Source organism: Streptacidiphilus albus JL83 (assembly GCF_000744705.1).
Taxonomy (GTDB): domain Bacteria; phylum Actinomycetota; class Actinomycetes; order Streptomycetales; family Streptomycetaceae; genus Streptacidiphilus; species Streptacidiphilus albus.
This window is the reverse complement of the sequence record NZ_JQML01000001.1, coordinates 6,761,884-6,788,551: the sequence shown is the minus strand read 5'-3', so window position 1 is coordinate 6,788,551 and position 26,668 is coordinate 6,761,884. Positions and strand designations below refer to the sequence as shown.

Sequence of the window (26,668 nt, the reverse complement as noted above, 5' to 3'; positions counted from 1 at the left end):
AAGGAGCCCGACGTGGCCACCGAACCGCGCGCTGCGACGGTCCTGCTGCTGTCCACCGCCGACACCGACCTGCTCGCGGCCCGCGCCGCCGGGGCCGGCTACCGGATCGGCAACCCGACCCGGGTCGACCCCGGCGAGGAGCTGCGCGGCCTGGTGGACGGCGCGGACGTGGCCGTGGTCCGGCTCCTCGGCGGACGCCGGGCCTGGGAGGACGGGCTCGCGGTGATCGCCGCCTCCGGCGTGCCGACCGTGCTGCTCGGCGGCGAGGCGGTGCCGGACGCCGAGCTGATGGGGCTCTCCTCGGTCCCGGCCGGGGTGGTCGCCGAGGCGCTGACCTACCTGGTCGAGGGCGGCCCGGCCAACCTGGCCGAGCTGGCCCGGTTCCTCTCCGACACGGTGCTGCTCACCGGTGAGGGCTTCACCGCCGCCCAGCCGATGCCGCAGTACGGCGTCAGCGGCGCACGGGAGTTCGTCGCCGGCCGGCCCACCGTCGGCGTGCTCTTCTACCGGGCGCACGAACTCTCCGGCAACACCGCCTTCGTGGAGACCCTCTGCGACGCGGTCGAGGCCGGCGGCGGCAACGCCCTGCCGGTCTTCTGCGGCTCGCTGCGCGGCGCCGACGCCGAGCTCTACGCCCTGCTGGGCCGCTGCGACGCGGTGGTGGCCACGGTGCTGGCAGCAGGAGGTGCGGTGGCCGCCGACGCCTCGGCCGGCGGCTCCGACGAGGCCTGGGACATCGGGGCGCTGGCCGAGCTGGACATCCCGGTGCTGCAGGGGCTGTGCCTGACCTCCAGCCGGGCCGTCTGGGAGGCCTCGGACGCGGCGCTCTCGCCGATGGACGCGGCGATGCAGGTCGCCATCCCGGAGTTCGACGGCCGGATCATCACCGTCCCGTTCTCCTTCAAGGAGATGGGCACGGACGGGATCCCGGTCTACGCCGCCGACCCGGAGCGGGCCGCCCGGGTCGCCGGGATCGCGCTGCGGCACGCCGCACTCCGGCACAAGCCCAACGCCGAGAAGAAGGTCGCGGTGGTCTTCACCGCCTACCCGACCAAGCACTCCCGGGTCGGCAACGCCGTCGGCCTGGACACCCCCGCCTCGGCTGTCCGGCTGCTGGACACCCTGCGCGAGGCCGGCTACGGCGTCAGCGACTACCCGGCCGGTGGCGACGAGCTGATCCACCGGCTGATCGCGGCCGGCGGCCACGACGTCGAGTGGCTGACCGAGGAGCAGCTGCGGGCCGCGCCCGCGCGGGTGCCGCTGGCCGACTACCGGGGCTGGTTCGAGTCGCTGGAGCCGGGGCTGCGCGAGGGCATCCGGCAGCACTGGGGCGAGGCCCCCGGCAACCTCTACGTCGACGACGACGAGATCGTGCTGGCCTCGCTGGAGTTCGGCAACGTGGTGCTGATGATCCAGCCGCCGCGCGGCTTCGGCGAGAACCCGATCGCCATCTACCACGACCCGGACCTGCCGCCCTCGCACCACTACCTGGCGGCCTACCGCTGGCTGGAGCAGTCCTGGGGCGCGGACGCCGTCATCCACCTGGGCAAGCACGGCACCATGGAGTGGCTGCCGGGCAAGGGCCTCGGCCTCTCGGCCGGCTGCGCCCCGGACGCGGTGCTCGGCGAGCTGCCGCTGATCTACCCGTTCATCGTCAACGACCCGGGCGAGGGCACCCAGGCCAAGCGGCGCGGCCACGCCACCGTCGTGGACCACCTGGTGCCGCCGATGGCGCGCGCCGACACCTACGGCGACCTGGCCAAGCTGGAACAGCTGCTGGACGAGTACGCGCTGGTGAAGGACCTGGACCCGGCCAAGGCCCCGGCCGTCCGGGCGCAGATCTGGACCCTGGTGAAGGCCGCCGAGCTGCACCACGACCTCCATGTCGAGGACCAGCCGGAGGAGGACGCCTTCGACGAGTTCGTGATGCACATCGACGGCTACCTGTGCGAGATCAAGGACGTGCAGATCCGCGACGGGCTGCACATCCTCGGCGGCGGGCCGGTCGGCGAGGCCCGGGTCAACCTGGTGCTGGCGGTGCTGCGCTCGGCCCAGGTCTGGGGCGGCGCGGCGGACGCACTACCGGGCCTGCGGGCCTCGTTGGCCCGGGAGTTCGGCCTGGAGGAGAAGCGGCTGCTGGCCGAGCCGGGCGCGGCGGTCGAGGTGAGTGCCGAACTGCGCAAGCTGGTCGACGGTCCGTCACGCACCGGCTCGGACGCGGTGGACCTGCTGGAGCAGCTCTGCCGCCGACTGGCCGAGGGGATGGAGGCCGCCGACTGGTCGCCGGAGGCGGCGGAGCCGCTGGTCGCCTCGGTGCTGGGCCGCCGACTGCCGGAGGCGGTCGCGGTGCTGGAGTTCGCGGCGGAGGAGGTGGTGCCCCGGCTGGGCCGGACCACCGACGAGCTGACCCACATCATCCGGGCGCTGCGCGGCGGCTACGTCCCGGCCGGGCCCTCGGGATCGCCGACCCGCGGGCTGGTCAACGTGCTGCCGACCGGGCGGAACTTCTACTCGGTCGATCCCAAGGCCATTCCCTCCCGGCTGTCCTGGGAGGTCGGGCAGGCCCTGGCCGACTCGCTGATCGCGCGCTACCTGGCCGACACCGGCGAGCACCCGCGCTCGGTCGGGCTGACCGTGTGGGGCACCTCCTGCATGCGCACCCAGGGCGACGACATCGCCGAGATCCTGGCGCTGCTGGGCTGCCGTCCGGTCTGGGACGACGCCTCGCGCCGGGTCACCGGCTTCGAGATCGTCCCGCCGGCCGAACTGGGCCGCCCGCGCGTGGACGTGACGGTCCGGATCTCCGGCTTCTTCCGCGACGCCTTCCCGCACGTGGTCGCGCTGCTGGACGACGCGGTGCAGGCGGTGGCGGCGCTGGACGAGCCGGACGAGGTCAACTACGTCCGGGCGCACGTCGAGCAGGACACCGCCGAACACGGCGACCGGCGCCGGGCCACGGCCCGGATCTTCGGCTCCAAGCCGGGCGCCTACGGCGCGGGCCTGCTGCCGCTGATCGACGCCCGCAACTGGCGCTCCGACGCCGACCTGGCCGAGGTCTACGCGGTCTGGGGCGGCTACGCCTACGGCAAGGGCCTGGACGGGCGGCAGGCCCGGGGCGACATGGAGCAGGCCTTCCGCCGGATCTCGGTCGCGGCCAAGAACATCGACACCCGCGAGCACGACCTGGTCGACGCGGACGACTACTTCCAGTACCACGGCGGCATGGTGGCCATGGTCCGGCACCTCACCGGCGTCTCGCCGGAGGCGTACGTCGGCGACAGCGCCACCCCGGACCAGGTGAAGACCCGCACCCTGGGCGAGGAGACCCACCGGGTGTTCCGGGCCCGGGTGGTCAACCCGCGCTGGATGGCCGCGATGCGCCGGCACGGCTACAAGGGCGCCTTCGAGATGGCGGCGACCGTCGACTACCTCTTCGGCTACGACGCCACGGCCGGGGTGGTGGACGACTGGATGTACGAGAAGCTGGCGACGGAGTACGTCTTCGACGCGACCAACCAGGAGTTCATGCGGCAGTCCAACCCCTGGGCGCTGCGCGGGATCACCGAGCGGCTGCTGGAGGCCGCCGAGCGGCGGCTGTGGGCCGAGCCGGACCAGGACACCCTGGACCGGCTGCGGGCCACCTACCTGGAGCTCGAAGGCGATCTGGAGGGCGGCGAATGACCGCCCGACCGACGCCGCGCACCACCGTCCCGACCCACCGAGGAGGCACGCCCGGATGAGCGCCCGCTATCCCTTCACCGCGATCGTCGGCATGGACGACCTGCGGCTCGCGCTGCTGCTGAACGCCGTCTCCCCGGCCGTCGGCGGGGTGCTGGTCCGGGGCGAGAAGGGGACCGCCAAGTCGACCGCCGTCCGGGCGCTGGCCGGGCTGCTGCCCGCGCTGCGGGTCGTCGACGGCTGCCGCTTCGCCTGCGACCCGGCCGCGCCGGACGCCCAGTGCCCGGACGGCCCGCACGCCGCCGGCGACCCGGCCTCGGACCGGGCCACCCGGCTGGTCGAACTGCCGGTCGGGGTCTCCGAGGACCGGATCGTCGGCTCGCTGGACCTGGAGCGGGCGCTGGCCGAGGGGGTCAAGGCCTACGAGCCGGGGCTGCTGGCCGCCGCCCACCGGGGCGTGCTCTACATCGACGAGGTCAACCTGCTCAACGACCACCTGGTCGACCTGCTGCTGGATGCCGCCGCGATGGGGCAGTCCTACGTCGAGCGCGAGGGGGTGTCGGTACGGCACGCCGCGCGGTTCCTGCTGGTCGGCACGATGAACCCGGAGGAGGGCGAGCTGCGTCCGCAGCTGCTGGACCGCTTCGGGCTGACCGTCGAGATCGCCGCCACCCGCGACCCCGAGCAGCGGGCCGAGGTGGTCCGCCGCCGGCTCGGCTACGACGCCGACCCGGAGGGCTTCGCCGGACGCTGGGCCGAGGACGAGCGGAAGCTCGCCGAACGGGTGCTCGCCGCCCAGCAGTTGCTGCCGCAGGTGGTGCTCACCGACACGGCGCTCCGGCAGATCACCGCCACCTGTGCCGCGTTCGAGGTGGACGGGCTGCGGGCGGACATCGTGATGGCGCGGACCGCCGTCGCGCTGGCGGCGTGGGCGGGTCGGACCACCGTCCTGGCCGAGGACGTGCGGACGGCGGCCAAGCTCGCCCTGCCGCACCGGCGCCGGCGCAACCCCTTCGACGCACCGGGGTTGGACGAGGAGAAGCTGGAACAGACCCTGCAGCAGTCGGCCGGCCCGGAGGAGGACCCGGGCGAGGGCCCGGAGGACGACGGCCCGCCGAGCGGCGGCGGGGCGGGGGCGGCCAGGACGCGCCCTCGGACGGCGGTGCGGACGGCGGTGCGGACGGTGCGGGCGAGCAGCCCGACAGCGGCGCCGGGGCCGAGACGTCCGGCGGCGAGCAGCGCGGCTCCGGCGCCGGCCCCGGCTCCGGGGAGGCGCCGGCCGCCTCGGCGGGCGAGCCCTACCGGACCCGGCTCTACCAGGTCCCGGGAACGGGCGAGGGCACCGCCGGGCGGCGCTCGCGGGCCCGGACCGACACGGGGGGCCACACCATCCGCGCGGCGCGCCCCAGCGGCGCGCTGCAGCGGCTGCACCTGACCGCGACGCTGACCGCAGCGGCCCCGCACCAGCTGGCGCGCGGCCGGGACGGCCTGGCCCTGCGGCTGCGCCGGGACGACTTCCGCCAGCAGGTGCGCGAGGGCCGCGAGTCCAACCTGGTGCTGTTCGTGGTGGACGCCTCCGGATCGATGGCGGCCCGGCAGCGGATGTCGGCGGTCAAGGGCGCGGTGCTGTCGCTGCTGATGGACGCCTACCAGCGGCGCGACAAGGTCGGTCTGATCACCTTCCGGGGCGCGGAGGCGACGCTGGCGCTGCCGCCGACCTCCTCGGTGGAGGTCGGCGCGGCCCGGCTGGAGCAGCTGCCGACCGGCGGCCGGACACCGCTGGCGGCCGGGCTGCTGCGGGCCCACGAGACGCTGCGCCTCGAACGGCTGCGGGACCCCCGCCGCCGTCCGCTGCTGGTCGTGGTGACCGACGGCCGGGCGACCTCCGGGGCGACCGCGCTGCCGGACGCCCGGCGCGCGGCACAGCTGCTGGCCGCGCAGGGCACCGCCGCGATCGTGGTGGACTGCGAGAGCGGTCCGGTCCGGCTCGGCCTGGCCGCCGAACTGGCGACCCACCTGGGCGGGACGGCCGTCCGACTGGACGAGCTGGCCGCCGACAGCGTCACCCGACTCGTGCACACGATCCAGAAGGAGGCGGCGTAGCCATGCCGCAGGGACAGCCGACCACCGTTCCCGACGACGGCCTGACCACCCGTCAGCGCCGCACCCTGCCCGTGCTGGCGGTCCACACCGGGCCCGGCAAGGGCAAGTCGACGGCCGCCTTCGGACTGGCGCTGCGGGCCTGGAACCAGGGCTGGCCGATCGGGGTGTTCCAGTTCGTCAAGTCGGCGAAGTGGAAGGTCGGCGAGGAGCACGCACTACGGGTCCTCGGCGACAGCGGCGAGGGCGGCACGGTCGCCTGGCACAAGATGGGCGAGGGCTGGTCCTGGGTGCAGCGCACCATCGCCGACAGCGAGGAGGCCGCCCGCGAGGGCTGGGAGCAGGTCAAGCGCGACCTCGCGGCCGAGACCTACCGGCTCTACGTCCTGGACGAGTTCACCTACCCGCTGCACTGGGGCTGGATCGACACCGACGAGGTGCTGGCGGTGCTGAAGGACCGCCCCGGCAGCCAGCACATGGTGATCACCGGCCGCAACGCGCCTCCGGCGCTGGTCGACGCGGCCGACCTGGTCACCGAGATGACCAAGGTCAAGCACCCGATGGACGAGGGCCGCAAGGGCCAGCGCGGCATCGAGTGGTGAGCCGGTCCTGACCACGGCCGCCGTGCGAAAGAATGGCCGAATGCACCTTCCCCGTGTCGTCATCGCCGCGCCGTCGTCGGGCAGTGGCAAGACGACGATCGCCACCGGGCTGATGGCCGCGCTCGCCGGGCGCGGGCTCGCGGTCTCGCCGCACAAGGTCGGGCCCGACTACATCGACCCCGGGTACCACGCGCTGGCCGCCGGGCGGGCCGGGCGGAATCTGGACGCCTTCCTCGCCGGGCCCGAGCGGTTGGCGGGGCTGCTGCTGCACGGCGCGGCGGGGGCGGACATCGCCGTGGTCGAGGGGGTGATGGGGATGTTCGACGGTGCGGCCGGACGCGGGGAGTTCGCCTCCACCGCGCATGTGGCCAAGCTGCTGCGGGCGCCGGTGGTGCTGGTGGTCGACGCCTCCTCGCAGAGCCGTTCGGTGGCCGCGCTGGTGCACGGCTTCGCCTCCTGGGACCCCGAGGTCCGGATCGGCGGGGTGATCCTCAACCGGGTGGCCTCGGACCGGCACGAGCAACTGCTCCGGGAGGCGCTGGACGAAGGCGGCGGGGTGCAGGTGCTGGGCGTCGTCCGGCGCAGCGCGGCGGTCGCCACGCCCAGCCGGCACCTGGGGCTGGTCCCGGCCGTGGAGCGGGACGCCGAGGCCCTGCGCGCCGTCCGCGACATGGGCGAGCTGGTTCGAGCGGGCGTCGACCTGGACGCGCTGCTGGCGCTGGCCCGCTCCGCTCCCCCGCTGCCGGACGCGCCGTGGAGCGCGGCGGGCGAGATCGCCGCGCTGGGCGGTCCGGCGGACCCCGCGGCCGGACGGCCGGTGGTGGCGCTGGCCTCCGGCGCCGCCTTCTCCTTCTCCTACGCCGAGAACGCCGAACTGCTGGCCGCCGCCGGGGCCGAGGTCGCGCCCTTCGACCCGCTGCGCGACCACGCGCTGCCGGAGCGGACCTCGGCGCTGGTCGTCGGCGGCGGCTTCCCCGAGGTCTACGCGGCCCAGCTGTCCGCCAACGCCCCGCTGCGCGCGGCGGTCGCGGCGCTGGCCGCGCGCGGCGCGCCGATCGCCGCCGAGTGCGCCGGGCTGCTCTACCTCGGCCGCTCGCTGGACGGGCTGCCGATGTGCGGGGTGCTGGACACCGAGGCGCGGATGACCGAGCGGCTGACCCTCGGCTACCGGGAGGCGGTGGCGCTCTCCGACAGCCCGCTGGCGCCCACCGGCACCCGGGTCAACGGGCACGAGTTCCACCGCACCCGCTGCGAGCCCGGCGCGGGCCAGGACCCGGCCTGGGGCTGGCGCGGTCCGGACGGGCCCCGCACCGAGGGTTTCGCCGGGGCCGCCGTGCACGCCTCCTACCTGCATCTGCACTGGGCCGGGGCGCCCGCGCTGCCGCTGCGGCTGGTGCAGCGGGCCCAGCAGGCGGCGGCCGCTCAGTAGTGCGAGCGCAGCGACTCCGCCGAGCCGTCGCCGTGGCGCCCGGCGGCCAGTCGGCGCAGCTGCTCCCTGCCGTAGGCGCGGAGCAGCGCGGGCAGCCGGTAGCGGCCCCGGCCGACCGTGTCGGCCAGCAGGACCGAGCCGTCCAGCAGGCCCTCCCAGGCGGTGTCCAACCGGTGCCCCGGCAGCAGTTCGTCGGCGCAGGTCCGATGGGCCTCGGCGCGGTCGAAGCCGGCCGGGACCACCGACAGCCGGGCCCAGAGCAGCTGCTCGGACTCGGTGCAGAGGTCGTGGCTCCACTCGGCCGAGGCGCGCAGGCTCCGGTTGCGGGCCGGCTCGGCCTCGCCGCCCGCCGTCCGGCCCTGGAGCGCGAGCAGGCCGGAGGGCCGGGCGATCTCGGCCATCAGCCGACGTGGACTCAGCTCCCCCAGCTGGACGGCGGCGAGGCCGATGGCGAGCGGGTTGCGGTCGAGCAGGTGGCACAGCGGCAGCGCGTCCGAGCGGCCGCTGCCGCGCAGCGGCAGCGGCGTCCCCTGCCGCCGGGCCCGGAGCGCCAGCAGCGCCGTCGCCGCGCCCTCCGCCAGCGGCCCCAGGACGATCTCGTGCTCGTGGGCCAGGCCGACCGCCCGGCGTCCGACCGCCAGGATGTTCAGCTCCGGGCAGGCGCCGAGCAGGTACTGCACGGTGGCGGCGCCCCGGCCGGCCAGCCGTTCGCAGCCGTCCAGCACCAGCAGGACCGGCCCGGCGGCCAACCCCAGGCCCAGCGAGGCCAGTTCGGAGATGCCGGGCCGGTCGGGCAGGCCCAGGGCGCGGGACAGGGTGCAGGCGAGCAGGTCGGCGTCGAGCAGTCCGTCGAGGTCCACCAACCGGACGGCGCGGGCGCCGGGCCCTCCGGCCGGGCTCCCGGCCGCGGTCGCGGCGGCGGCCAGGGCCAGTCTGGTCTTGCCGATCCCGGCCGTGCCGGTGAGGGTGACCAGCCGCTCCCGGGCCAGCCCGCGGCGCAGCGCCCGGAGTTCGTCCGCGCGGCCGAGCAGGCCGTCCAGCGGGTCGGGGAGGTGCGGGGCGTGGTCCATGTCGCGATCCGTCTCGGGCTCGGGGAGGCAGGCGGGGAAGCGGGCCGGGAGGCCCACCGGGGCCGGCTGGGGACCGCGCCGCGGTAACGCCTCCTGTGGAACCGGGGGAGCCCCTCAGGTGGTTCGGCGGTACCGCGACGCGTTCGCCGCACCCCGGGCGGGCCCGGGGTGGTGGCGCGGCACCAGTCTCCGGCGGCGGCGGAACCCCCGGCATCGGTATCGGCCCCGGATCGGTATACCGATCTCCCACCCCTGGCGTACCTAGCCGGGCTCGCCGAGCAGCGCGGTGATCTCCGTCCGGGAGGAGATGCCCAGCTTGGCGAGGATGTGCTCGACATGGGCGTCGGCCGTCCGCTTGGAGATGACCAGGCGCTCCGCGACCTCGCGGTTGGACAGCCCGGCGGAGACCAGGGCGGCGACCTCGCGCTCCCGGCGGGTCAGCGGCTCGGCGCGGTCCGTCGCTTCGCCGCGCTCCGACAGCTCGGGGCGGGAGCCGGTCGACGGCACGGACTGCCGGGGCAGCGCGCTCGGCAGGTCGACGTCCGAGAGCGCCGACTCCACCACCCGCGGCGACGGCAGCCGCCGGCCCATCAGGGCGACCTGCTCGAAGCGGGCGTCGCCGAGCTCCGTGCGGGCCAGCCGCTCGCACTCGACCTGGTGCACCAGCATCGCGCCGACCCCGCTGAGCGGCCGGCCGGCCTTGCGCCACTGCTCGTCGGCCGCCCCCAGCAGCCAGGCCGCCCGGACCGGGCGGCCCTGGGAGGCGGCGCTCCAGGCCAGCAGCTCCAGGCTGTAGGCCAGCCCGACGACGTCCTCCAGGTCGCCCTTGACCCCCAGTGCCTCCCTGGCCGTGCGGGCGCACTCCTCCTGCTCGCCGCTGAGCCACAGCGCCATGCCCCGGAAGACCAGCAGGTAGCCCCGGATCCAGCGCTCCCCCCGCTGGTCGGCGATGTCGGCCAGCGCCCGGCCGGAGAGCTCCAGGGCGCGCTCCGGGTGGGCCCGGCCGATCAGCCCGACCACCTCCAGATTGGTCAGCACGGCCAGCGCGAAGCGGTCGCCGAGCGGTTGCAGCAGCCCCCGGGCGCGGGCGAAGCGCCGGTCCGCGGCCTCCCAGTCCTCCCGCGCGACCCCGTACAGGCCCCGGTACTGCTCGACGAAGCCGAGCAGCGCCGGGTCCTCCAGGGCCAGGGCGATTCCCCGGGCCTCCTCCAGCCGCGCCCCGACCTCGCGGTAGTCGCCCATCAGCAGGTCGAAGTGGGCGACCTCGGTGAGCCCGGCAGCGCGGTCGGCGGTCGGTCCCGGGACCTCCGCCAGCGCCCGGACCAGCCAGTGCCGGCCCTCGGCCAGCAGCCCGGCGCAGACCCAGTAGCCCCACAGGTCCAGGGCCAGCGCCAGCGCGGCCGGGTCGTGCCGGGACAGGGCGAGGTCCAGCGCGGTGCGGAGGTTGGCCTGCTCCTGCAGCAGCGCCCGGAACCGGGGCAGTTGCTGGTCGCTGAAGAAGACGGCGGCGAAGTCGGCGGCCAGCGAGCGGTAGTGGTCGAGATGGCGCTCGCGCAGCTGCTCCGTGCCGCCGCTCTGCGCCAGCCACTCGGCGCCGTACTCGCGGATGGTGTCCAGCAGGCGGTAGCGGGTCCCTGACGGCTCGTCGACCCGGAGCACCACGGACTTGTCGACCAGGCCGATCAGTTGCTCCAGCACCTCGTCCGGGGCGAGTTCGCCGCCGGAGCAGACCGCCTCGACCGCGGCCAGGTCGAAGGAGCCGGCGAAGACCGAGAGCCTGGCCCAGAGCAACCGTTCCTGCGGCGAGCACAGTTCATGGCTCCAACCGATGGTGGTGCGCAGGGTCTGGTGGCGCGGCAGCGCCGTCCGGCGGCCGCCGGTGAGCAGCCGGAAGCGGTCCTCCAGCCGGGCCGCGAGCTGGTCCAGCGGGATCGCCCGGAGCCGGACCGTGGCCAGTTCGATGGCCAGCGGGATGCCGTCGAGCCGGCGGCAGAGGGCGACCACGTCCGCGCTGGTCGCCTCGGTGAGCGCGAAGCCGGGGCGGACGGCGGCGGCGCGCTGGGCGAAGAGCGCCACCGCGCCGGCGCCGTCCGCGCCCTCCTCCTCCACCGGCAGCGGCGGGACGACCAGGGTGTGCTCGCCGGGGACGTCCAGCGGCTGGCGGCTGGTCGCCAGGATGCTCACCCCGGGCGAGTCCCGCAGCAGCAGGTCGGCCAGCATGGCGCAGGCGTCGACCAGGTGCTCGCAGGTGTCGAGCAGCAGCAGCGCGGTCCGACCGTCCAGGTACTCGGTGAGCAGGTCCAGGGCGGGGCGGGCGGTCTGCTCGACCAGGCCCAGGGCCGCGCACACGGTGCGCGGCAGCAGCTCCGGGTCCTTCAGCGCGGACAGCTCCACCAGGTGCACGCCGTCCGGGTAGTGCTCGCGCAGCGGGGCGACGGCCCGCAGCGCGACCCGGGTCTTGCCGACGCCGCCGGGGCCGGTCAGGGTGACCATCCGCGACGCCGTCAGCATCCGTCGCACGGCGGCCAGTTCCTCGGTCCGGCCGACGAAGCTGGTCACCTCCGCGGGGAGTTCCCCGCCGCGCCGCCCCTGGACTCCGAAGGTCATCCTCGCCTCACCCGGATAGCCGACCCGTTCCACCCCAGAGTACGCACGGGACTACGGTTCGTGATGAGTATAAGAGAAGCCGGCAGGCTGCCCACCGACCGTCCCCGACGGTCTACCCGGTCCCTCGTCCGGACCGCAACCTGCCCGTCCCGAAGATTTCCTGACCGTACGTCGGCCCGCCCCCCGCCGCCGAACGACAGCCGCAGGTGGGACGGGACCGGCGGCCGCACCGGGGCCCGCGCCCGGCCGCGGCGACCACCGCCCCGCTCTTGACGTCAGGGACGGGAGCAGGTTCACTCTTCCCCCCGTGCCCCGGTCCCGCGGCTGCGGGCGGCGCTGCTACTCCGCCCGGCCGAGCGCGCCGAGCCGCGCGGCCCGGCGCAGGCTCCGCCGACCGGCCCGGACCAGGGCGTAGCCCCGGGTCAGCACCCGGTCCCGGCCGTAGAGCCGGAGCAGTTCCCGGCCCTGGACCAGCGCCAGGAAGTCCTCGGGGGTGGTGCTGCGACGGACCGTGAGCCGGGACAGCGCGAACGGCCCCTGCCTGGGCTCGGCCATGGCGTTGGCCACCGCGCACGCCCCCCGGTAGCCGCAGTCCCGCACCGCGGACCTGACCCGGGCGTCGGAGTGGCCGAAGGGGTGGGCGAAGGTGGTCACCGGCCGCTGCAGCCGCGCCTCCAGCAGGTCCTGATTGCGCATCAGCTCCACCCGCAGCCCTCGGCCCGACAGTTGGTCCAGCGGCGGGTGGCTGTGGCTGTGGCCGCCGATCTCGACCCCCTCGGCCGCGACCTCGGCCAGCGCGCCCCAGCTGAGCATCGGCGCCGGCGGACGCCCGTCGCGCTGCGCCCCGGCGTCGGCCAGCCAGCCGGTGGTGACGTAGAGGCTGGCGGCGGCCCGGTGCCGCAGCAGCAGCGGCAGCACCTCGCGGTGGAAGTCGGCATAGCCGTCGTCGAAGGTGAGCACCACCGGTCGGGCCGGCAGCGGCTCCGTCGCCGCGCCCAGTGCCCGGGCCCGCCAGTGCCGGACCAGGGTGTCCATGGTGACGGCGGTGCAGCCGAGCCCGTCGAGCAGTTCCAGCTGGACGGCGAGGGCGTCCGGGTGCACCGAGAGCGCCCTGGTCTCCGGCGTCGGCTCGGCGCAGACCGAGTGGTACATCAGTACCGGTACCGACAAAACTTCTTGATTGTCCGTCAACTGCAGGGTCACGGAATCCGCCTTCCGGTCGGGCGCAGCCGCTGTCGGCAACGGCCGAACGCGTAGCCGCCCAGGGTGGTGAGTCCGCCGGAGACGATGGCCCCGGCCCGGGCCAGCCCGGTGTAGTCGCCCCGGGCCGCCTCGCCCAGTCCGCGCAGGATCCCGGCCGGCAGCGTCCTGGAGGCGTAGTGGCGCTCGGTCGAAAGCCCGTCGCCGACCCCGACGCTCCCGGCCACCTGCGCCTTGGACAGGCCCTCGGCCCAGCAGCGGGTGCGGAAGTAGCCGAAGCGCTCACGCTCGGCCGGGACCTTGTGGTGTATCACCGAGCGGTCGTCGAAGAGGAAGACCGAGCCGGGGCGGTGCTGGTGGATCCGGATGCACAGCTCGGTCTCCTCGCCGCCCAGCGGGCGCATCGCCCGGCCGGTCCTCCCGGCGTCCGCACCCCGGCCGATGCCGGGGCTGAACTCCCCGGCGACGTCGAAGGCGCTGCGCCGGAACGCGGCGTTGCCGCCGAGGACGTTGCGCACCCGGGCCCGACCGGTCGGCATCCCCCGGTAGGTCGCGCCGTGCACCCAGTCGAACTCCTCCGGGTACCAGCCGGGGCGCCGCCCGGAGGCCCAGACCGGGACGGTCAGCCCGCCCACGCCCATCACCTCGGGCTCGGCGAAGCCGTCCGCGAACCAGCGCAGCCAGTCGCGTTCGGCGACCGCGTCGTCGTCCAGGAAGGCGACGATCCCGCTGCGGGCCCGGGCCAACCCGGTGTTGCGGCCCCCCGACAGGCCCCGGGTCCGCGCATTGGCCAGAACCGTCACGCCTTCGGTGCCGGCCATCCGGGCGCGGAGCCGGAGCAGCAGCCGGGGGTTGTGGTCCACCACCACGATGACCTCGGCCGGCGGCAGGCTCTGCTTCAGCGCCGAGTCGACCGCGGCCAGCAGGTCGTCCCAGCGGTCCTCGGTGTACACGCAAATTATCACTGACACGTCGTCCATCGGTCGGTCCCCCCGTACGTTCCCTACCGCCACGCCTTCCGCGCCGTCGCCCGAACGGCCGCCCCAGCCAATGGTGCCCATTTCGAGGGACGTTTATGGGCCGGTCCCGGTTCACCTCTGGATCTCTCACGCCTCCCGCCCGAATCCCTTACCCGGAGGAGGTCCTCCCAGGTGTTCTACCGGAATCCCGGAGCAGATTTGAGAGTGGATCAGGTCCGCACCGCAGGTGGGCTCCGTATGCTGTGCTGAAGGGGAGAGGCGGTGCCTATGGGGGGACGACGCATGGTGCAAGAGGTCATTTCCGAGACGCCGGGGCACGGGACACCGGGGCACGGGGCACCGGCGTACGGAACACCGGCGCACTCGGCAGCACCGGCCGACGTCGACGACCCGACCAACCGGCTGACCCTGACCGTCGTCGTCTGCGCCTACACCCTGGACCGCTGGGGCGACATCCTGGCCTCGCTCCAGTCGCTGCGCGACCAGGAGCGCCCGGCCGACCAGGTCGTGCTGGTCACCGACCACAACCCGGAGCTGTACGCCCGGGCCCGGGCCGCCTTCCCCGACCTCGAAGTGATCCCCAACTCCGAGCGCCAGGGCCTCTCCGGGGCCCGCAACACCGGGATCGCCGCCGCCCGGGGGGACGTGGTCGCCTTCCTGGACGACGACGCCGCCGCCGCGCCCGACTGGACCAGGCAGCTGCTGAACGGCTACCGGGACCCGAAGGTGATCGGCGTGGGCGGCTGGATAGAGCCCGACTGGGAGGTCGGCCGCCCCACCTGGTTCCCTACCGAGTTCGACTGGGTGGTCGGCTGCACCTACACCGGGATGCCCCAGGAGGCCGTGCCGGTCCGCAACATGATCGGCGCCAACATGTCGCTGCGCCGCGAGGTCTTCGGCGCCGTCGGGGGCTTCAGCCACGACCTCGGCCGGACCGGGACGCTGCCGCTCGGCTGCGAGGAGACCGAGCTCTGCATCCGGGCCGGGCTGCACTACCAGGACGGGGTGATCCTCTACCAGCCGGACGCCGTGGTCCGGCACCGGGTCGGCGCGGCGCGCGGCACCTGGAAGTACTTCCTCGACCGCTGCTGGAGGGAGGGCCTGTCCAAGTCGGCCGTCAGCCGGATGACCGGTCCCCGGCTGGCGCTGGCCTCCGAACGGGCCTACCTCAGCCGGACCATCCCCCGCGCCTTCGGCCGGGCGCTCCGGCCGGGCCCCGGCCGCTACCCGCTGTCCACCGTCCCGGCACTGGCCCTGGGCGTGCTGGTGACCGCCCTCGGCTACCTGCTGGGCCGCACCCGGCAGATCTTCCTGACCTCCCATCAGGGCGCCGCCGGGGCCGCCGCCGGGTCGGACGACGAGGAGCCCGACCCCCGCCCCGGACGCGCCGCCGCCGGCCTGCTGCTGCCCCTGGTCGCCGCGCTGGGCCTGTGGGCGCTTTCGGTCCGCCAGGTCGACGTCTCCGACCTGGGCGGCTTCGGACTGGTCGCCGCCCTGCCGTGGACCTACTGGGCCTCGATCGTGCTGCTGCTGGCCGGTTTCGTCGGGGCGCTGCGCCGACCCGGACGGCATCCGATCTGGCCGGCCGCGTACACCGTGGGGCTGCTGGTGGTCCAGCGGGCCACCTCGGCGGTGGTCTACCACACCCTGCTGTACGCATGGACCTGGAAGCACATCGACATCATCGACCGGCTGCTCGCCAACGGCGGTCACCTGGACCTCAGCAACCGGCTGGGGGACATGGCGCCCTACGACCAGTGGGCCGGCTTCTTCGCCGCCAACACCGCGCTGATCCGGCTGCTCGGCATCAACACCGCGCTCTCCTACGCCGCCTGGTCCCCGTTCGTCTCCAGCCTGATCCTGATCGTCCCGCTCTACCTGGTCTTCCGGACCTTCAGCCGGGACCAGCGGCTGGTCTGGACCGCCCTGTGGATCTTCTTCCTGGGCAACTGGGTCGGCCAGGACTACTTCTCCCCGCAGGCGTTCGGCTTCTTCCTCTACCTCGGCGTGCTGGCGGTCGTGCTGCGGCACCTGGGCCGGGCGCCCAGGTCCGACCTGGGCTCGGCGCTGGACTCCGGCTACCCGCTCTCGGCGACCCCGCGCACCCCGCTGGACCGCCGGACCCGGACGCTGTGGATGGTGCTGCTCACCCCGATCCTGCTGGCCATCTCCGCCGCCCACCAGCTCACCCCGGTGATGCTGGCGGTCGGCCTGGTCGCGCTCTGCCTGACCCGCCGCTACCGCAACATCTGGCTCGCGGTGCTGGTCTGCGCCATCCCCGCGGTCTGGGACTTCACCTCCGCCCTGGCCTTCTTCAAGCTGCAACTGCCGGCCATGGAGCAGACCTTCGGCAACCTGCTGGCCAACTCCCAGGCCGGCGGCGGCACCACACCCACCGGGCTCGGCCCGGTCACCATCTCCTATCTGGACCGCGGGCTGTCCGGGATGGTCGCGCTGCTGGCCGTGGTCGGCGTGCTGCGACACCCGCCGCTGCGCCGCACCGGACTGCCGCTGCTGCTGCTCGGGGTCTCGCCGATCCCGATGGCCGTCGCCAACAACTACGGCGGCGAGATGATCTTCCGGGTCTTCATGTTCGCCCTGCCCGGGCTCGCCTTCTTCGCCGCCGCCGCGCTCCAGCCCAAGCCCCGCACCACACACACCCCCTCCTGGGGCCGTCCGGCGGCCCTGCTGCCGGTGCAGCCGCTGCGCACCTCCGCGCTCAGCCTCGGGATCCTCGGCCTGCTCGCGGCCTGCTTCTGGCCCAGCTACTACGGCAAGGACCGGGTCAACTACTTCCCGCCGGGCGAGATCTCGCTGGTGGACGCGATGTTCGCCCAGGCCCCGCCGGGCTCGCTGATCGTCGGCGCCACCTCCAACTTCCCGGACGCCTACCGGAACTACGACAAGTACCCGCAGCAGCTCTGGCTCTCCGACCTCGACCCGGCCGACATGACCCTGCTGCTGCAGAACGCCGCCGCCTTCCTCACCCGGCCCAGGGAGACCGACTACATCCTGCCGCCGGCCCACGTCTACGTGGTGCTCACCCGGGCCGAGGAGGCCGACGCCGAGATGGACGGGCTGCTGCCGCCCGGGGCCGTCCCGGTGATCGAGAAGTCGCTCGCGGCCTCGCCCAGGTTCAAGCTGATCCTGCACGACGCCGACGGCTCCGTCTTCGAGGAACTGCCGGCCGCCCCGGCCGCTGGGAGCACCCCATGACCCTGCCCGCCCTGCCCTCCGTCACCCGGCTGCCGCTCTCCCGGCTGCCGCTGGCCGCCAGCGGCTGGGTCACCCTGCTCTGCGTCTCGGCCGTCGCCGACGCCGCCCCGCTGCGGATGGCCGTGGTCGGCTGCTACCTGCTGTTCTGTCCGGGCCTGGCGGTGCTGGGCCTGTTCCGGGCGGCGCTGCGGACCGCGCCGCCCAACGACCGCCCGGCCGGCCTCCGGCTCGACACCGGCGAGGGCGGGTCCGAGGCCGGGCAGACCGTGCTGCTGGTGGTGATGCTCAGCCTGTCCGTGCTGGTGCTGGCCTCCACCGCGCTGATGCTGGCCGGCGCCTTCAGCGGCCGCAGGACCCTGCTGATCCTGGCCGCGCTCACCACCGTCGCCGCGCTGCTGCCGAGGCTGCGGGCGCGGCAGGACTGAGCCCCCGCGCCGGGCCGGCTACCCCGCGAAGGTCGGGCCGTGGAGCACGGCCTGGGAGCGGCGGTAGGCCCGCCAGCCGACCGTCCGCAACCGGTCGGGGTAGGGGGCCACCGGCGCGCCCAGGCCCTCCAGCCAGAAGGCCAGGTCGGCGGTGGTGTCGGTGCTCTTCAGCATCAGCCGGGCGATCCGGAAGGGGTCGTCCCGGGTGGAGCTCAGGGCGTTGCGGACGGCGGTGGCCGAGGTGTAGCCGGCCTCGCGCACCAGTCGGCGCACCGACGGGCTGTTGTAGCCGTGCGGGTAGGCGAAGGCCGGGACCGGTCGGCCCAGCTGCTCCTCCAGCACCGCCTTGGGCAGCTGCAGCTCCCGGCGCACCGCGCGCGCCGACAGGGTGTCCAGTTGCGGATGGGTGACCGTGTGCGCGCCGATCTCCAGGCCGCAGTCGGCCACCTCGGCCACCTGGTCCAGCGTCATCATCGGCGCGGACGGCAGCAGGCAGTCCGGATCGCCGGTGATGGCCCCGGTGGTGAGGTACGCGGTCGCGGCGAGCCCGCGCGCGGCCAGGGCCGGCCCGGTGAACCGGGGCAGGTCGGCGAAGCCGTCGTCGATGGTGACCACGATCGGCCGCTCCGGCAGCGGGGCCCGGCCGGCGAGCGCGTCGACCAGCCCGGTCGCGGTGAGCGCGGTCCGGCCGCTGTCCCGGATCGCGTCCAGCTGCGCCAGGAACTCCTTGGGGCGCACCGTGTACTGGGCGATCCAGGGCGGCGGGTCCTCGGTCACGGCGTGGTAGAGCAGCACCGGGATCCGGGCGCTCACCGGGACTCGTTCATCGGCTGCGGACATCCCCGCACCCCCTTCCGACCGCGGTCAATGTTCCTCCTCGACGCCGACCCACTCGCGGGTCTGGGTCTGGGTATGGGCTTGGGGCTGGGGCTGCAGCGGGCCCAGCGGGATGGTCTCCGCCGGTCGGCCCTCGTGCGGACGGACCAGGGCCTCGGCCGGCAGCCAGGCGCTGCGGAAGACCAGCAGCGCCCCGGCCACCACGAGCTGCGCCAGCAGCCAGGCCATGCCCATCCCGGCCAGGCCCATCCTCGGCACCAGCACCACGCACAGCCCGAAGACCAGGGCGAACAGCGCCCCGTACACCAGCACCACCATGCCCACCCGGCGGCGGACCCGGAAGGCGGCCAGCGCGGTCGAGGTGATCAGGTTGGGCAGTGCGGACAGCGCCAGCAGCCGCAGCAGCAGGGTGGCGTGGCCGGGGTAGTTGGGGCCGAACAGCCGCAGCACCAGCGGGGCCGCGAGCATCAGCACCGCCACCGCGCCGATCAGCAGCTTGCCGGTGTCCCGCAGCACCGTGCGCGCGGCCCGGGCCAGCCGCCTCGGGTCGCCGGCCGACTCGACCACTATCGAGGAGCCCATATTGGTGCTGATCACGTACAGCATGGTGGTGATCACCCAGCTGATGGAGAAGTAGGCGCTGTCGTCCGGGCCGAGGATGTTGAGGATCAGCACCTGCGGCAGCATCGTCGCCGCCAGCCAGAACAGCCCGCCGACATAGGTCAGGGCAGTGAACCGGACCACGCCCTGGGTGGACTCCAGCGGCAGCAGGTGCAGCCCGGTGACGTCGCCGGGCAGCGCGTCGCGGGCCCAGGAGGGCCGTCGCTCCATCCGGCTGACCTCGCGCTCGCGCCCCGGGATGGCGAAGCCGAAGAGGTAGACGTTGACGTAGAGCAGCGCGATCACCAGCGCCACGGTCCAGGAGAGCAGGATGCCGGAGTCGGTGGCGACCAGGCTCAGCCCGATCACCGCGGCCAGCTTGGACACCGAGAACAGCACCTGCTCGCCGAGCACCCAGTTGGGCCGCCGCAGCCCGGTGAGCACCCCGTCCTGGAGGATGAAGATGCTGTAGACGGTGACGGCGAGCACGAACACCCCGCCCATCAGCGGGGTGTGCAGGAACATCAGGGCCGGTGAGAGCCAGGGGATCAGCAGCACGAAGCCGACCGAGGTCACCAGCCCCACCAGCACCGAGGCCAGGTAGGCCCGGGAGACGATCCGCCGGGTGTTCCGTCCGGCGGAGGGCGCGAAGCGCACCATCACGTCCGCCAGGTTCAGCTGGGAGACGCCGCCGAGGAACATCACCATGGAGACGGCCGAGTAGTTCCGGCCGACGTTGCCGACGCTGTAGTGCAGCCCGGCGACGGACCAGTAGGCCGCGCCCAGCACCGACGCGGCCAGTGAGGCCAGGGTCAGCACCACGCCGTTGCGCAGCAGCGGGTCGCCGCTGACGAAGCGCCCGATCAGCGGCAGTCGGCCGACCAGCGCGGTCAGCCGACCGCGCTCCTGGTCACGGTCGCCGCCCCGGTCCGGCGCATGCTGCTTCTTCCCCATCTCGGATCGCCCCCCTGCGTCCCCCGGCGGTCAGGCTCCCTCACCCTCAAGACCCTCGGCCTCAGGACCCCCCGTCGGCCAGTATCCGCTCCTCGGGCCGTACCGTGATCAGAATTCCGTCGACTACACCCAGTTGGCCGGATCCGGCGGGCGGCTCCTGGCCGAGCGGCAGGCCGCAGGCGTTCAGCCGCAGCGTCCGCGACTCGCCGTCGGCCCCGGTGACCAGGGCGGAGAAGTCCACCGAACGGTGCGCGCCGGGCGTCGGCGGGCTGGGCTCGGCCAGGTGTTCCAGCGAGACCAGCTCGGTGCCGCGCGGCAGCACCTCGGCGACGGCCGAGCCGAGCGCCTCGGCGTCGAGCAGCCTGCGGATCCGCCACTGCGAGGCCGGGAGCACGACGGTGGGGTGGCGGCGCAGCAGCCGGGGTGGCTGGGCGTCGTCGGTGAGCGAGGGGTAGGCCGGGACGATCCGCTCCCGGGCGAAGCCGGCGTCGGTGAAGCGGGCGGCGACCGAGGCGAGCGAGGCGCCGGAACGGGCCGGGGCGCCCAGCAGCAGCACCAGTCCGCCGACCCGGCGCACCGACTCGGGCAGCCGGGGCTCCTCGGGCAGCAGCGGCCCGCCGGGGCGGGTGGTCCGGGCGACGACGTGCTGGTACTGCAGCCGCCCCAGGGCGGCGGCGGCCAGCGGCGCCATGTAGCCGCCGGAGGACCGCAGACCGAGCACCAGCAGCGGCCGCTCCCGGTCCGGGTGCTCCTCGGCGAAGCGCTCGGCGAGCGCGACCACGTCCTCCGGCCGCAGGTCGAGGTCGCGGAAGCTGGACGGGTCGTGCAGCAGCGCCCCGGCGAGCAGCCGGGCGGTGTGCGGCGGGACGCCGGAGCGCAGGTCCTCGACCGCGGTGGCGACGCTGAGCAGCACCCCGGCGGCGTCCTCGGCGGTGTCCCCGAGGACGGCCTCGGCCAGCACATTGGCGAGGTCGCGCAGCAGCACGTGCCATTCGGCGAGGCCGAGCCGACCGCGCAGCGCGGTGGCGCCGGTCTCGAACAGCCGCTGGGCCAGCCCGATCCCGCCCCTGGGCGGGATCAGCCGCAGCGGCGGCGGGACCGGCAGCGCGGAGGCGCCCTGGAGCCGGTCGGCGACGATCTGCGCGGCCCCGGCGGCGTGCAGGAAGGCGTCCAGGGCCTGCCCGCTGTCGGCGGCGGCGACCAGGCGTTCGAGGACGATGTGGAGTTCGACGGCGACGGGCCGGACGAAGCGGCTCCGCTGATCAGTTGTCATGCTGGCGCGCCTCCCAGGGCAGCGGTAGTCCGTGGACCAGGCGGCGGCTGCGCAGATAGCCCACCGGCCCGTAGAGCAGGCCCCGGCGCTGGAGCCGGGAGAGTCGGGCCGGCCAGGCGTGGCCGGGCGCCGCCCGGTCGGCGGCTCCCCGGTCGGCGGGGTCGGGCCGGGCACCGGTGTTGTCCAGGGCGTAGCGGATGCCGCCGGGCAGCCGGCGCAGCAGTGCCGGGAGCATGCCCGGCTCGCGGGCGACGGCCGCCGTCAGATAGGCGCCGAGGCCGGCCCCGTAGCCGTAGGCCTGGTTGTCGAGGTCCTCCGGACGCTCCCGGTGGTGGTGCCAGACCAGGGCCTCCGGCTGGTAGACCAGGTGGTGCCCGTTGACCACGGTCCGGAAGAAGGAGAGCAGGTCGTCCCCGCCCTTGGCGGGGGTGCCGGTGCCGACGGCCGGGTCGAAGCCGCCGAGGTCGCGCAGCACCTCGGTGCGGAAGGCCATGTTGGCGCCGGAGCCGAAGCGTCCGGCGGTGAAGGGGAACAGCGGCTCGTCGGCCGGCGGCCGGTCGAGCCGCCAGCCGCGCCGGCGGAAGCCCTTGGTGAAGCCGCCGTGGGCCTCCAGCATGACCTGGGTCCTGGTCCGGAGTTCGGCGGGCAGGATCAGCCCGGTGACACAGCCGATCCGCGGGTCGCTCCGGCCGTCGGCGCCGGTGAAGCCGGCCGCGAGGGCGGTGAGCCAGCGGGGGTCGATCACCACGTCGTCGTCGGTGAAGGCGGTGATCTCGCCCAGGGCCTCGGCGACGCCCCGGTTGTGGGCGGCGGCGAGGCCGCGGACGGGTTCGCGGACGTAGCGGACCCGGTCGGCGTAGCGCCCCCGGATCAGCTCGGCGGTGGCGTCGGTGACCGGGTCGTTGTCGACGACGACGACCTCCAGGCGCGGGTAGTGCAGCGCCTCCACCGACTCCAGGCAGCGGGCCAGCCGGTCGGGACGCTCCCGGGTGGCGATCACGATGGTGGCGAGCGGGGTGTAGGTCTCGGCCGCGGCGGTCGGAGCGGGCGCCGCGGCGACCGCGGCCTCCAGCTCCGCGCCGAGCTCCCGGCGGGCGGTCGCGGCGAGCAGCCGGGCGGGCTCGTCCTCGGGCCCGACCAGGGCCTGGACCATGCCGACCGGACGGCCGCCGACCCGGACCAGGGCGAGGACGTACCCCGGCGGGACCGGGCCGGGGCCGCCGACCCGGAGCAGCTCGGGGGTCCCGCTGCCGTCGCCGAGCTCCAACTCGGTCACGTCGATCGGGGCCTGATCGGGGTTCAACCGCAGCGGCGGCCCAGCGGCGGCCGTCGCTCCGGGCGACGGCCGCACGGTGGTCTGCTTCACCGGCCGGCCCCCGTGGGCCGCCCGTTGCGCTCGCGGAGCAGGGTGCGCAGCACCCGGTGCCCGTCGCGGAAGGTCCGCAGGTTGGACTGGCCGGTGCGGCGCGGGAGTTCCAGGGTCGGCACCTCCGCCACCCGCAGCCCGGCCAGCAGTGCCCGGACGGTGATCTCGGTCTCGATCTCGAAGCCGGAGGACTGGAGGTCGAGCCGGTCCAGGACATTGCGGTTGAAGGCGACGAAGCCGTAGCAGAGGTCGGTGAGCGAGCTCTGGTACATCACGTTCATCAGCGCCAGCAGCCCGCGGTTGCCCAGCCGGCGGAGCATGGTGATGTCCAGCGAACCGCCGCCGCCGGTGAAGCGCGAGCCCTTGACCAGGTCGAAGCCGCTCTCCAGGAAGTGGAGGTAGCGCGGGATCTCCTGCGGCGACATGGAGCCGTCGGCGTCGATCATGACGATGTACTCGCCCTTGGCGGCGAGGAAGCCGGTGCGCAGCGCACTGCCCTTGCCGCGGCCCTGCTGCGGCACGATGCGCAGCGAGGGCAGGGTGGCCCGGGCCATCTCCAGGGTGGCGTCGGTCGATTCGCCGTCGACCAGTATCACCTCGTCGACGCAGTCGGGGATGCGGTTCAGCACCCAGCCGATGTTCGCGGCCTCGTTGCGGGCCGGGACGATCAGGCTGACCGCCCCACGGACGGGCACGGGCACCCGCACCGACCCGGTCGACTCCCCCGAGACGGCCCCGGCGGGTGCTCCGGCCGCTGCTCCGCGCACGGCGGGGGCGACGGCCTCCACCACCGCCTCCCCTTCGTCGATCGCCCAGCGCTCAGGCACGGTGGACGTGTTGGACATGGGTACATTCATGACGGCACCTCGGTTCCCCCCACGGCCATAGGCCGCGACATTCGAACGTCCGTATGTTCGGGCCTGCAAGTTCTCCGCCGACCGACTCCCCTTTGCTCCGGTCCGCCGAGATCCCCCTCGCAACTCCGGCATCCGCTCCGATTCCCCAGCGGAGCCCGGTAATGATCATTCTCGGATTCCATGATCCGAATTCCATGATCTTTTCCCGGGAGTCGGCGCCCCCACGGTATGTCGACTCCCACCAGTGAAACGGTACCCGGGCCCGGGAGCCCGCGTAAGAGATTCCGCTCCCTTGGGGTCGAATTTCCCAACCCAGCCGAAATCCCCCACCTCAACCGTGCTATTACTTCCCCTCTCAACCGGCGCCGCAATCGGACGCCCCTGCTCCGCCGCTACCGCCGGCCCGGCGACGGTTCGGCCAGCGCCCGCGCCAGCAGCGGGGCGGTGAAGGCGGTGCCGGCCACGAAGCGCAGCAGCGGGCCGAAGGTCGGCGCCGAGGCGAGCCCGGTGAAGTAGAGGCCGGGGACGCTGGAGCAGGACCACTCGTCGAGCACCGGCGAACCGGTGCCGGGGACCCGGCGGATGGCCGTCCGCACCTCGGCGGCCAGCCAGTCCAGGTGGGCGACGTCGACCCGGTAGCCGGTCGCGGCGAGGACGTGGTCCACCGTCAGCGTTCCGGTCCCCGCGCCGACGGCCGCCGAGCGGGTGACCGCGGACGCCGCCGAACCCAGCGTCAGCAGCACCTCGTCGCCGACCGGTTCGGCCCGCAGCACCGGACGCCCGGTGGCGATCGGCAGCTGCCCCTCCACCCGGTCCCGCAGCCACCAGCCGCCGGAGGGGCCGAGCACCCGGCGCACCAGCCGCAGCCGCGCCTGCACCGGCAGCCGGCGGACGGCCTGCGGCAGCTGACTGACCGCCAGGTGCGACCAGCCCGGACCGAGCGGGGAGTCCGGCTTGGCCGAGCGGTACAGCCCGGAGCGGCGCTCGACCGGCGGCGGGCTGCCCCAGAGCACCCTCGGCGCCCGGGCCACCAGCCGGACCTCGGCGCCAGCCTCGTGCAGCAGCGCCGCGCTCTCCAGCGCGGACTGCCCGGCGCCGATCACCGCCACCCGGCGTCCGGCGAAGGCCGCGAAGCCGGTGTGCTGGGAGCTGTGCGACAGCGGCCCCGTCGGATCCGGCCCCTTCGGCGCCAACCCGCGCAGCGCCGACGGCACATGGGCGATCCCGGCCAGCCCGCTGGCGACCACCACGGCCCGCGCCTCGAAGGACTCGCCGTCCTCCAGGGTGACCCGGAAGCCCTCCGGCAGTCGGGCCACCCTGGCCACCGGCACCGGCTCCGCCTGCGGCGCCAGCCGCCGCTGGAACCACTCGCCGTAGCGGACGAAGTCCGCCACCGGGATCGGGTGCAGCTCGTCCAGCGGGGCCCGGCCCTCCGCCCGGCAGAAGTCGGCCAGGGTGCTGCCGGCCCCGGGGGCCGAGATGCTGGAGGCGTCGGGCGTCGACTTCAGGTACATGCCGGTCGGCATCCTGGTCCGCCAACTGTCCATCACACCGCCGAAGATCCGGACCGGTGCGGCGCCGCGGGCCAGGTGCGCGGCCACGGAGAGGCCGTACGGTCCCGCCCCCACGATCACGACAGGTGCACTACCGTTCATCGCTCAGCTCCCCAGCTTGATGACGTTCCGTCTCGCCCTGGTCCCGCTCCCTGATCGGTGGGTCCATGCTGCTACGGAACGGCTCCCCTGTCATGGGTTCGATCGGATTTGCGATCGGCGGCGCCGGGGCCTGGACCGGGGCCCGGCACGGGACTTGGCGAAAGCGCGTCGACGCAGGCCGTGCCCCGGGCATCATGGATCCACCGATCGGGGAGCGGGACCAAGCAGGGGGGCTGCCTTGGACAACGGACGGGACCGAGGGCTCGACATCGGACTCGACAGACGGGTGCCGGTGCTCGTCGTCAAGATCGGCCGCTACCCGCTGCACCACGGCGGGGTGGGCGCCATCCGCAGCCTGGGCCGGGCCGGCGTCCCGGTCTACGCGATCACCGAGGACCGGGCCACCCCGGCCGCGCTCTCCCGCTACCTCCGCGGCCGCTTCGTCTGGCCCACCGTCGGGACCGAGCCGGCCGAACAGCTGCTGGCCGGGCTGACCCGGATCGCCCGGCAGGTGGCGGCCCGCGAGGGCCGCCGCTGCATCGCCCTGCCCACGGACGACGAGGCCGCCGTGCTGCTCGCCGAGAACGCCGCGGAGCTGGCCCCGTACCTGGTGATCCCGGCCGTCCCGGCCGAACTGCCCCGGGCGCTGGCCGGGAAGCAGTCGCTGCACCGGCTCTGCCTGGAGCACGGGGTGGCCACCCCGCGCTCGGTGCTGCCGCGCACCCCGGCGGAGCTCGCGGCCGCCGCCGAGGAGCTGGTCTTCCCGATCGTCGCCAAGAACGCGGACCCCTACGCCCGGCTCAGCGATCCCGCGGTCGGTTCGACCACCCTGCTGGCCGACCGGGCCGCGCTGACCCGGCTGGCCGCAGGCTGGCCCGCCGCCATGCCCCGGGTGCTGCTGCAGGAGTACCTGCCGATGGAGCACGCCGAGGACTGGATCGCCCACCTCTACTGCGCCGGCGGCGGGTCCGCAGGCGGGGCCGAGGAGAGCGGGGCCGACGGGGCCGCGGTCAATCAGGACGTGGTGTTCACCGGCGTCAAGGTCCGTTCCTGGCCGCCGCGCGGCGGCGTCACCGCCCACGCCTACACCACCGCCAACCCGGAGCTCGCCGAGGAGAGCGCCCGCTTCTGCCGGGCCGTCGGCTTTCACGGCATCTGCGACCTGGACTGGCGCTACGACCGCCGGGACGGCCGCTACAAGCTGCTGGACTTCAACCCCCGGGTGGGGGCGCAGTTCCGGCTGTTCGAGACCGGCCCGGGGATCGACCTGGTCCGCGCCCTGCACCTGGACCTCACCGGCCGGGCCGTGCCCAAGGGCGACCAGTTGGAAGGCCGCAGCTTCACCGTCGAGATCCTGGACGCGCCGGCCCGGGTCGCCTTCGGCCGGGGCCACCGCTCCGCGCAACTGCCGGAGGGCGCCTCGGCCCCGCCGGTGCGCCCGCGCGGCCGGCTGCGCGAGCTGGCCTGGGCGGCGGCCGACGACCCGCTGCCGGCGGTGTCGGCCGCGCTGCGCTCGGCCGGTCCGGCCTCGCACCGGCTCGGGTCCGCGCTGCGCTCGCTGCTGCCGCCCGCGCACAGTTGAACGGATGAGCGGGCGAGCGGGGGCGCAGGGCAGCTGACGTGGGAGAGGACACACAGCGCGCGGTTGACTCCCCGATGCGCAGCGTGGTGGGATTCCGGGGCCTGATACGGCGGCAATGATGAGGAAGTCCGGTGCGAATCCGGCGCGGTCCCGCCACTGTCACCGGGCGGCCGCTCCACCGGGCGGACCGTCCGCGAGCCAGGAACTCTGGCCGCCGTCACCACGATCCGGGGCGCG

General features: G+C 74.6%; 16 protein-coding genes, 1 pseudogene and 1 riboswitch. Of the genes and pseudogenes, 7 read left to right on the top strand and 10 right to left on the bottom strand.

Annotation, left to right across the window (positions count from 1 at the left end):
* Positions 1 to 12 precede the first annotated feature (12 nt).
* The 4 genes and pseudogenes from cobN to BS75_RS29815 all read left to right on the top strand — a co-directional run bounded on the left by cobN (position 13) and on the right by BS75_RS29815 (position 7,809).
* A complete protein-coding gene (cobN, locus tag BS75_RS29830; protein ID WP_034090483.1) occupies positions 13 to 3,681 on the top strand; it encodes a cobaltochelatase subunit CobN in 3,669 nt (1,222 codons plus the stop codon).
* 55 nt (positions 3,682 to 3,736) lie between these two features.
* Positions 3,737 to 5,781 (top strand): annotated as a pseudogene (locus BS75_RS43520) (putative cobaltochelatase).
* 2 nt (positions 5,782 to 5,783) lie between these two features.
* Positions 5,784 to 6,380: a cob(I)yrinic acid a,c-diamide adenosyltransferase gene (gene cobO / locus BS75_RS29820; RefSeq protein ID WP_034090482.1), complete on the top strand. Its 597-nt coding sequence runs from the start codon at positions 5,784 to 5,786 to the stop codon at positions 6,378 to 6,380.
* Between the two features lie 40 nt (positions 6,381 to 6,420).
* Entirely contained in the window at positions 6,421 to 7,809 is a 1,389-nt protein-coding gene (locus tag BS75_RS29815) for a cobyrinate a,c-diamide synthase (RefSeq protein WP_034090481.1), read from the top strand.
* Here BS75_RS29815 and BS75_RS29810 read toward each other — a convergent pair.
* The 4 genes from BS75_RS29810 to BS75_RS29795 all read right to left on the bottom strand — a co-directional run bounded on the left by BS75_RS29810 (position 7,803) and on the right by BS75_RS29795 (position 13,666).
* Complete coding sequence (locus BS75_RS29810; protein ID WP_152645588.1) at positions 7,803 to 8,879, bottom strand: hypothetical protein; 1,077 nt, start codon at positions 8,877 to 8,879, stop codon at positions 7,803 to 7,805. The genes BS75_RS29815 and BS75_RS29810 overlap by 7 nt on opposite strands.
* Before the next feature lie 261 nt (positions 8,880 to 9,140).
* Entirely contained in the window at positions 9,141 to 11,486 is a 2,346-nt protein-coding gene (locus BS75_RS29805) for a LuxR C-terminal-related transcriptional regulator (protein WP_034090480.1), read from the bottom strand.
* 339 nt (positions 11,487 to 11,825) lie between these two features.
* Complete coding sequence (locus BS75_RS29800) at positions 11,826 to 12,656, bottom strand: polysaccharide deacetylase family protein (RefSeq protein ID WP_231607922.1); 831 nt, start codon at positions 12,654 to 12,656, stop codon at positions 11,826 to 11,828.
* A 29-nt stretch (positions 12,657 to 12,685) separates the two neighbouring features.
* Positions 12,686 to 13,666, bottom strand: a complete 981-nt coding sequence (locus tag BS75_RS29795) for a glycosyltransferase family 2 protein (protein WP_034090478.1) — start codon at positions 13,664 to 13,666, stop codon at positions 12,686 to 12,688.
* Positions 13,667 to 13,948: 282 nt separating this feature from the next.
* Between BS75_RS29795 and BS75_RS47030 the strand changes: the two genes are divergently transcribed.
* Together BS75_RS47030 and BS75_RS29785 are read left to right on the top strand one after the other, a co-directional pair.
* The gene (locus BS75_RS47030) at positions 13,949 to 16,882 is read left to right on the top strand and encodes a glycosyltransferase family 2 protein (RefSeq protein WP_052069782.1); all 2,934 of its coding nucleotides are present in this window, start codon (positions 13,949 to 13,951) and stop codon (positions 16,880 to 16,882) included.
* Positions 16,879 to 17,307: a hypothetical protein gene (locus BS75_RS29785; protein ID WP_034090477.1), complete on the top strand. Its 429-nt coding sequence runs from the start codon at positions 16,879 to 16,881 to the stop codon at positions 17,305 to 17,307. The genes BS75_RS47030 and BS75_RS29785 overlap by 4 nt, the downstream gene beginning before the upstream one ends.
* Positions 17,308 to 17,325: 18 nt before the next feature.
* On the opposite strand, the gene BS75_RS29780 is transcribed toward BS75_RS29785, so the two are convergent.
* From BS75_RS29780 to BS75_RS29755, 6 genes are all read right to left on the bottom strand, one after another.
* Positions 17,326 to 18,147, bottom strand: a complete 822-nt coding sequence (locus tag BS75_RS29780; RefSeq protein WP_174515018.1) for a polysaccharide deacetylase family protein — start codon at positions 18,145 to 18,147, stop codon at positions 17,326 to 17,328.
* Between the two features lie 24 nt (positions 18,148 to 18,171).
* The gene (locus BS75_RS29775) at positions 18,172 to 19,698 is read right to left on the bottom strand and encodes a lipopolysaccharide biosynthesis protein (RefSeq protein ID WP_034090476.1); all 1,527 of its coding nucleotides are present in this window, start codon (positions 19,696 to 19,698) and stop codon (positions 18,172 to 18,174) included.
* Positions 19,699 to 19,759: 61 nt separating this feature from the next.
* Positions 19,760 to 20,971 (bottom strand): serine/threonine-protein kinase, encoded by a 1,212-nt coding sequence (locus BS75_RS29770; protein ID WP_034090475.1) that lies wholly within the window; start codon positions 20,969 to 20,971, stop codon positions 19,760 to 19,762.
* The gene (locus BS75_RS29765) at positions 20,961 to 22,337 is read right to left on the bottom strand and encodes a glycosyltransferase (RefSeq protein WP_231607921.1); all 1,377 of its coding nucleotides are present in this window, start codon (positions 22,335 to 22,337) and stop codon (positions 20,961 to 20,963) included. Before BS75_RS29765 ends, BS75_RS29770 begins: the two co-directional genes overlap by 11 nt.
* On the bottom strand, positions 22,334 to 23,182 hold the full coding sequence (locus BS75_RS29760) for a glycosyltransferase family 2 protein (RefSeq protein ID WP_052069781.1): 849 nt from the start codon (positions 23,180 to 23,182) through the stop codon (positions 22,334 to 22,336). The genes BS75_RS29765 and BS75_RS29760 overlap by 4 nt, the downstream gene beginning before the upstream one ends.
* 404 nt (positions 23,183 to 23,586) lie before the next feature.
* On the bottom strand, positions 23,587 to 24,849 hold the full coding sequence (locus BS75_RS29755) for an FAD-dependent oxidoreductase (RefSeq protein ID WP_034090474.1): 1,263 nt from the start codon (positions 24,847 to 24,849) through the stop codon (positions 23,587 to 23,589).
* Between the two features lie 238 nt (positions 24,850 to 25,087).
* Here BS75_RS29755 and BS75_RS29750 point away from each other — a divergent pair, with 238 nt between their 5' ends.
* Positions 25,088 to 26,431, top strand: a complete 1,344-nt coding sequence (locus BS75_RS29750) for a carboxylate--amine ligase (RefSeq protein WP_052069780.1) — start codon at positions 25,088 to 25,090, stop codon at positions 26,429 to 26,431.
* A gap of 93 nt (positions 26,432 to 26,524) precedes the next feature.
* Positions 26,525 to 26,661: riboswitch (cobalamin riboswitch) on the top strand.
* Positions 26,662 to 26,668: the final 7 nt, after the last annotated feature.

Coding starts and splice junctions, on each gene's coding strand:
- cobO (WP_034090482.1), top strand. CDS start 5,784: ATGCCGCAGGGACAGCCGACCACCGTTCCCGACGACGGCCTGACCACC.
- BS75_RS29815 (WP_034090481.1), top strand. CDS start 6,421: ATGCACCTTCCCCGTGTCGTCATCGCCGCGCCGTCGTCGGGCAGTGGC.
- BS75_RS29810 (WP_152645588.1), bottom strand. CDS start 8,879: ATGGACCACGCCCCGCACCTCCCCGACCCGCTGGACGGCCTGCTCGGC.
- BS75_RS29805 (WP_034090480.1), bottom strand. CDS start 11,486: ATGACCTTCGGAGTCCAGGGGCGGCGCGGCGGGGAACTCCCCGCGGAG.
- BS75_RS29795 (WP_034090478.1), bottom strand. CDS start 13,666: ATGGACGACGTGTCAGTGATAATTTGCGTGTACACCGAGGACCGCTGG.
- BS75_RS47030 (WP_052069782.1), top strand. CDS start 13,949: ATGGTGCAAGAGGTCATTTCCGAGACGCCGGGGCACGGGACACCGGGG.
- BS75_RS29785 (WP_034090477.1), top strand. CDS start 16,879: ATGACCCTGCCCGCCCTGCCCTCCGTCACCCGGCTGCCGCTCTCCCGG.
- BS75_RS29780 (WP_174515018.1), bottom strand. CDS start 18,147: ATGTCCGCAGCCGATGAACGAGTCCCGGTGAGCGCCCGGATCCCGGTG.
- BS75_RS29775 (WP_034090476.1), bottom strand. CDS start 19,698: ATGGGGAAGAAGCAGCATGCGCCGGACCGGGGCGGCGACCGTGACCAG.
- BS75_RS29770 (WP_034090475.1), bottom strand. CDS start 20,971: ATGACAACTGATCAGCGGAGCCGCTTCGTCCGGCCCGTCGCCGTCGAA.
- BS75_RS29760 (WP_052069781.1), bottom strand. CDS start 23,182: ATGTCCAACACGTCCACCGTGCCTGAGCGCTGGGCGATCGACGAAGGG.
- BS75_RS29755 (WP_034090474.1), bottom strand. CDS start 24,849: ATGAACGGTAGTGCACCTGTCGTGATCGTGGGGGCGGGACCGTACGGC.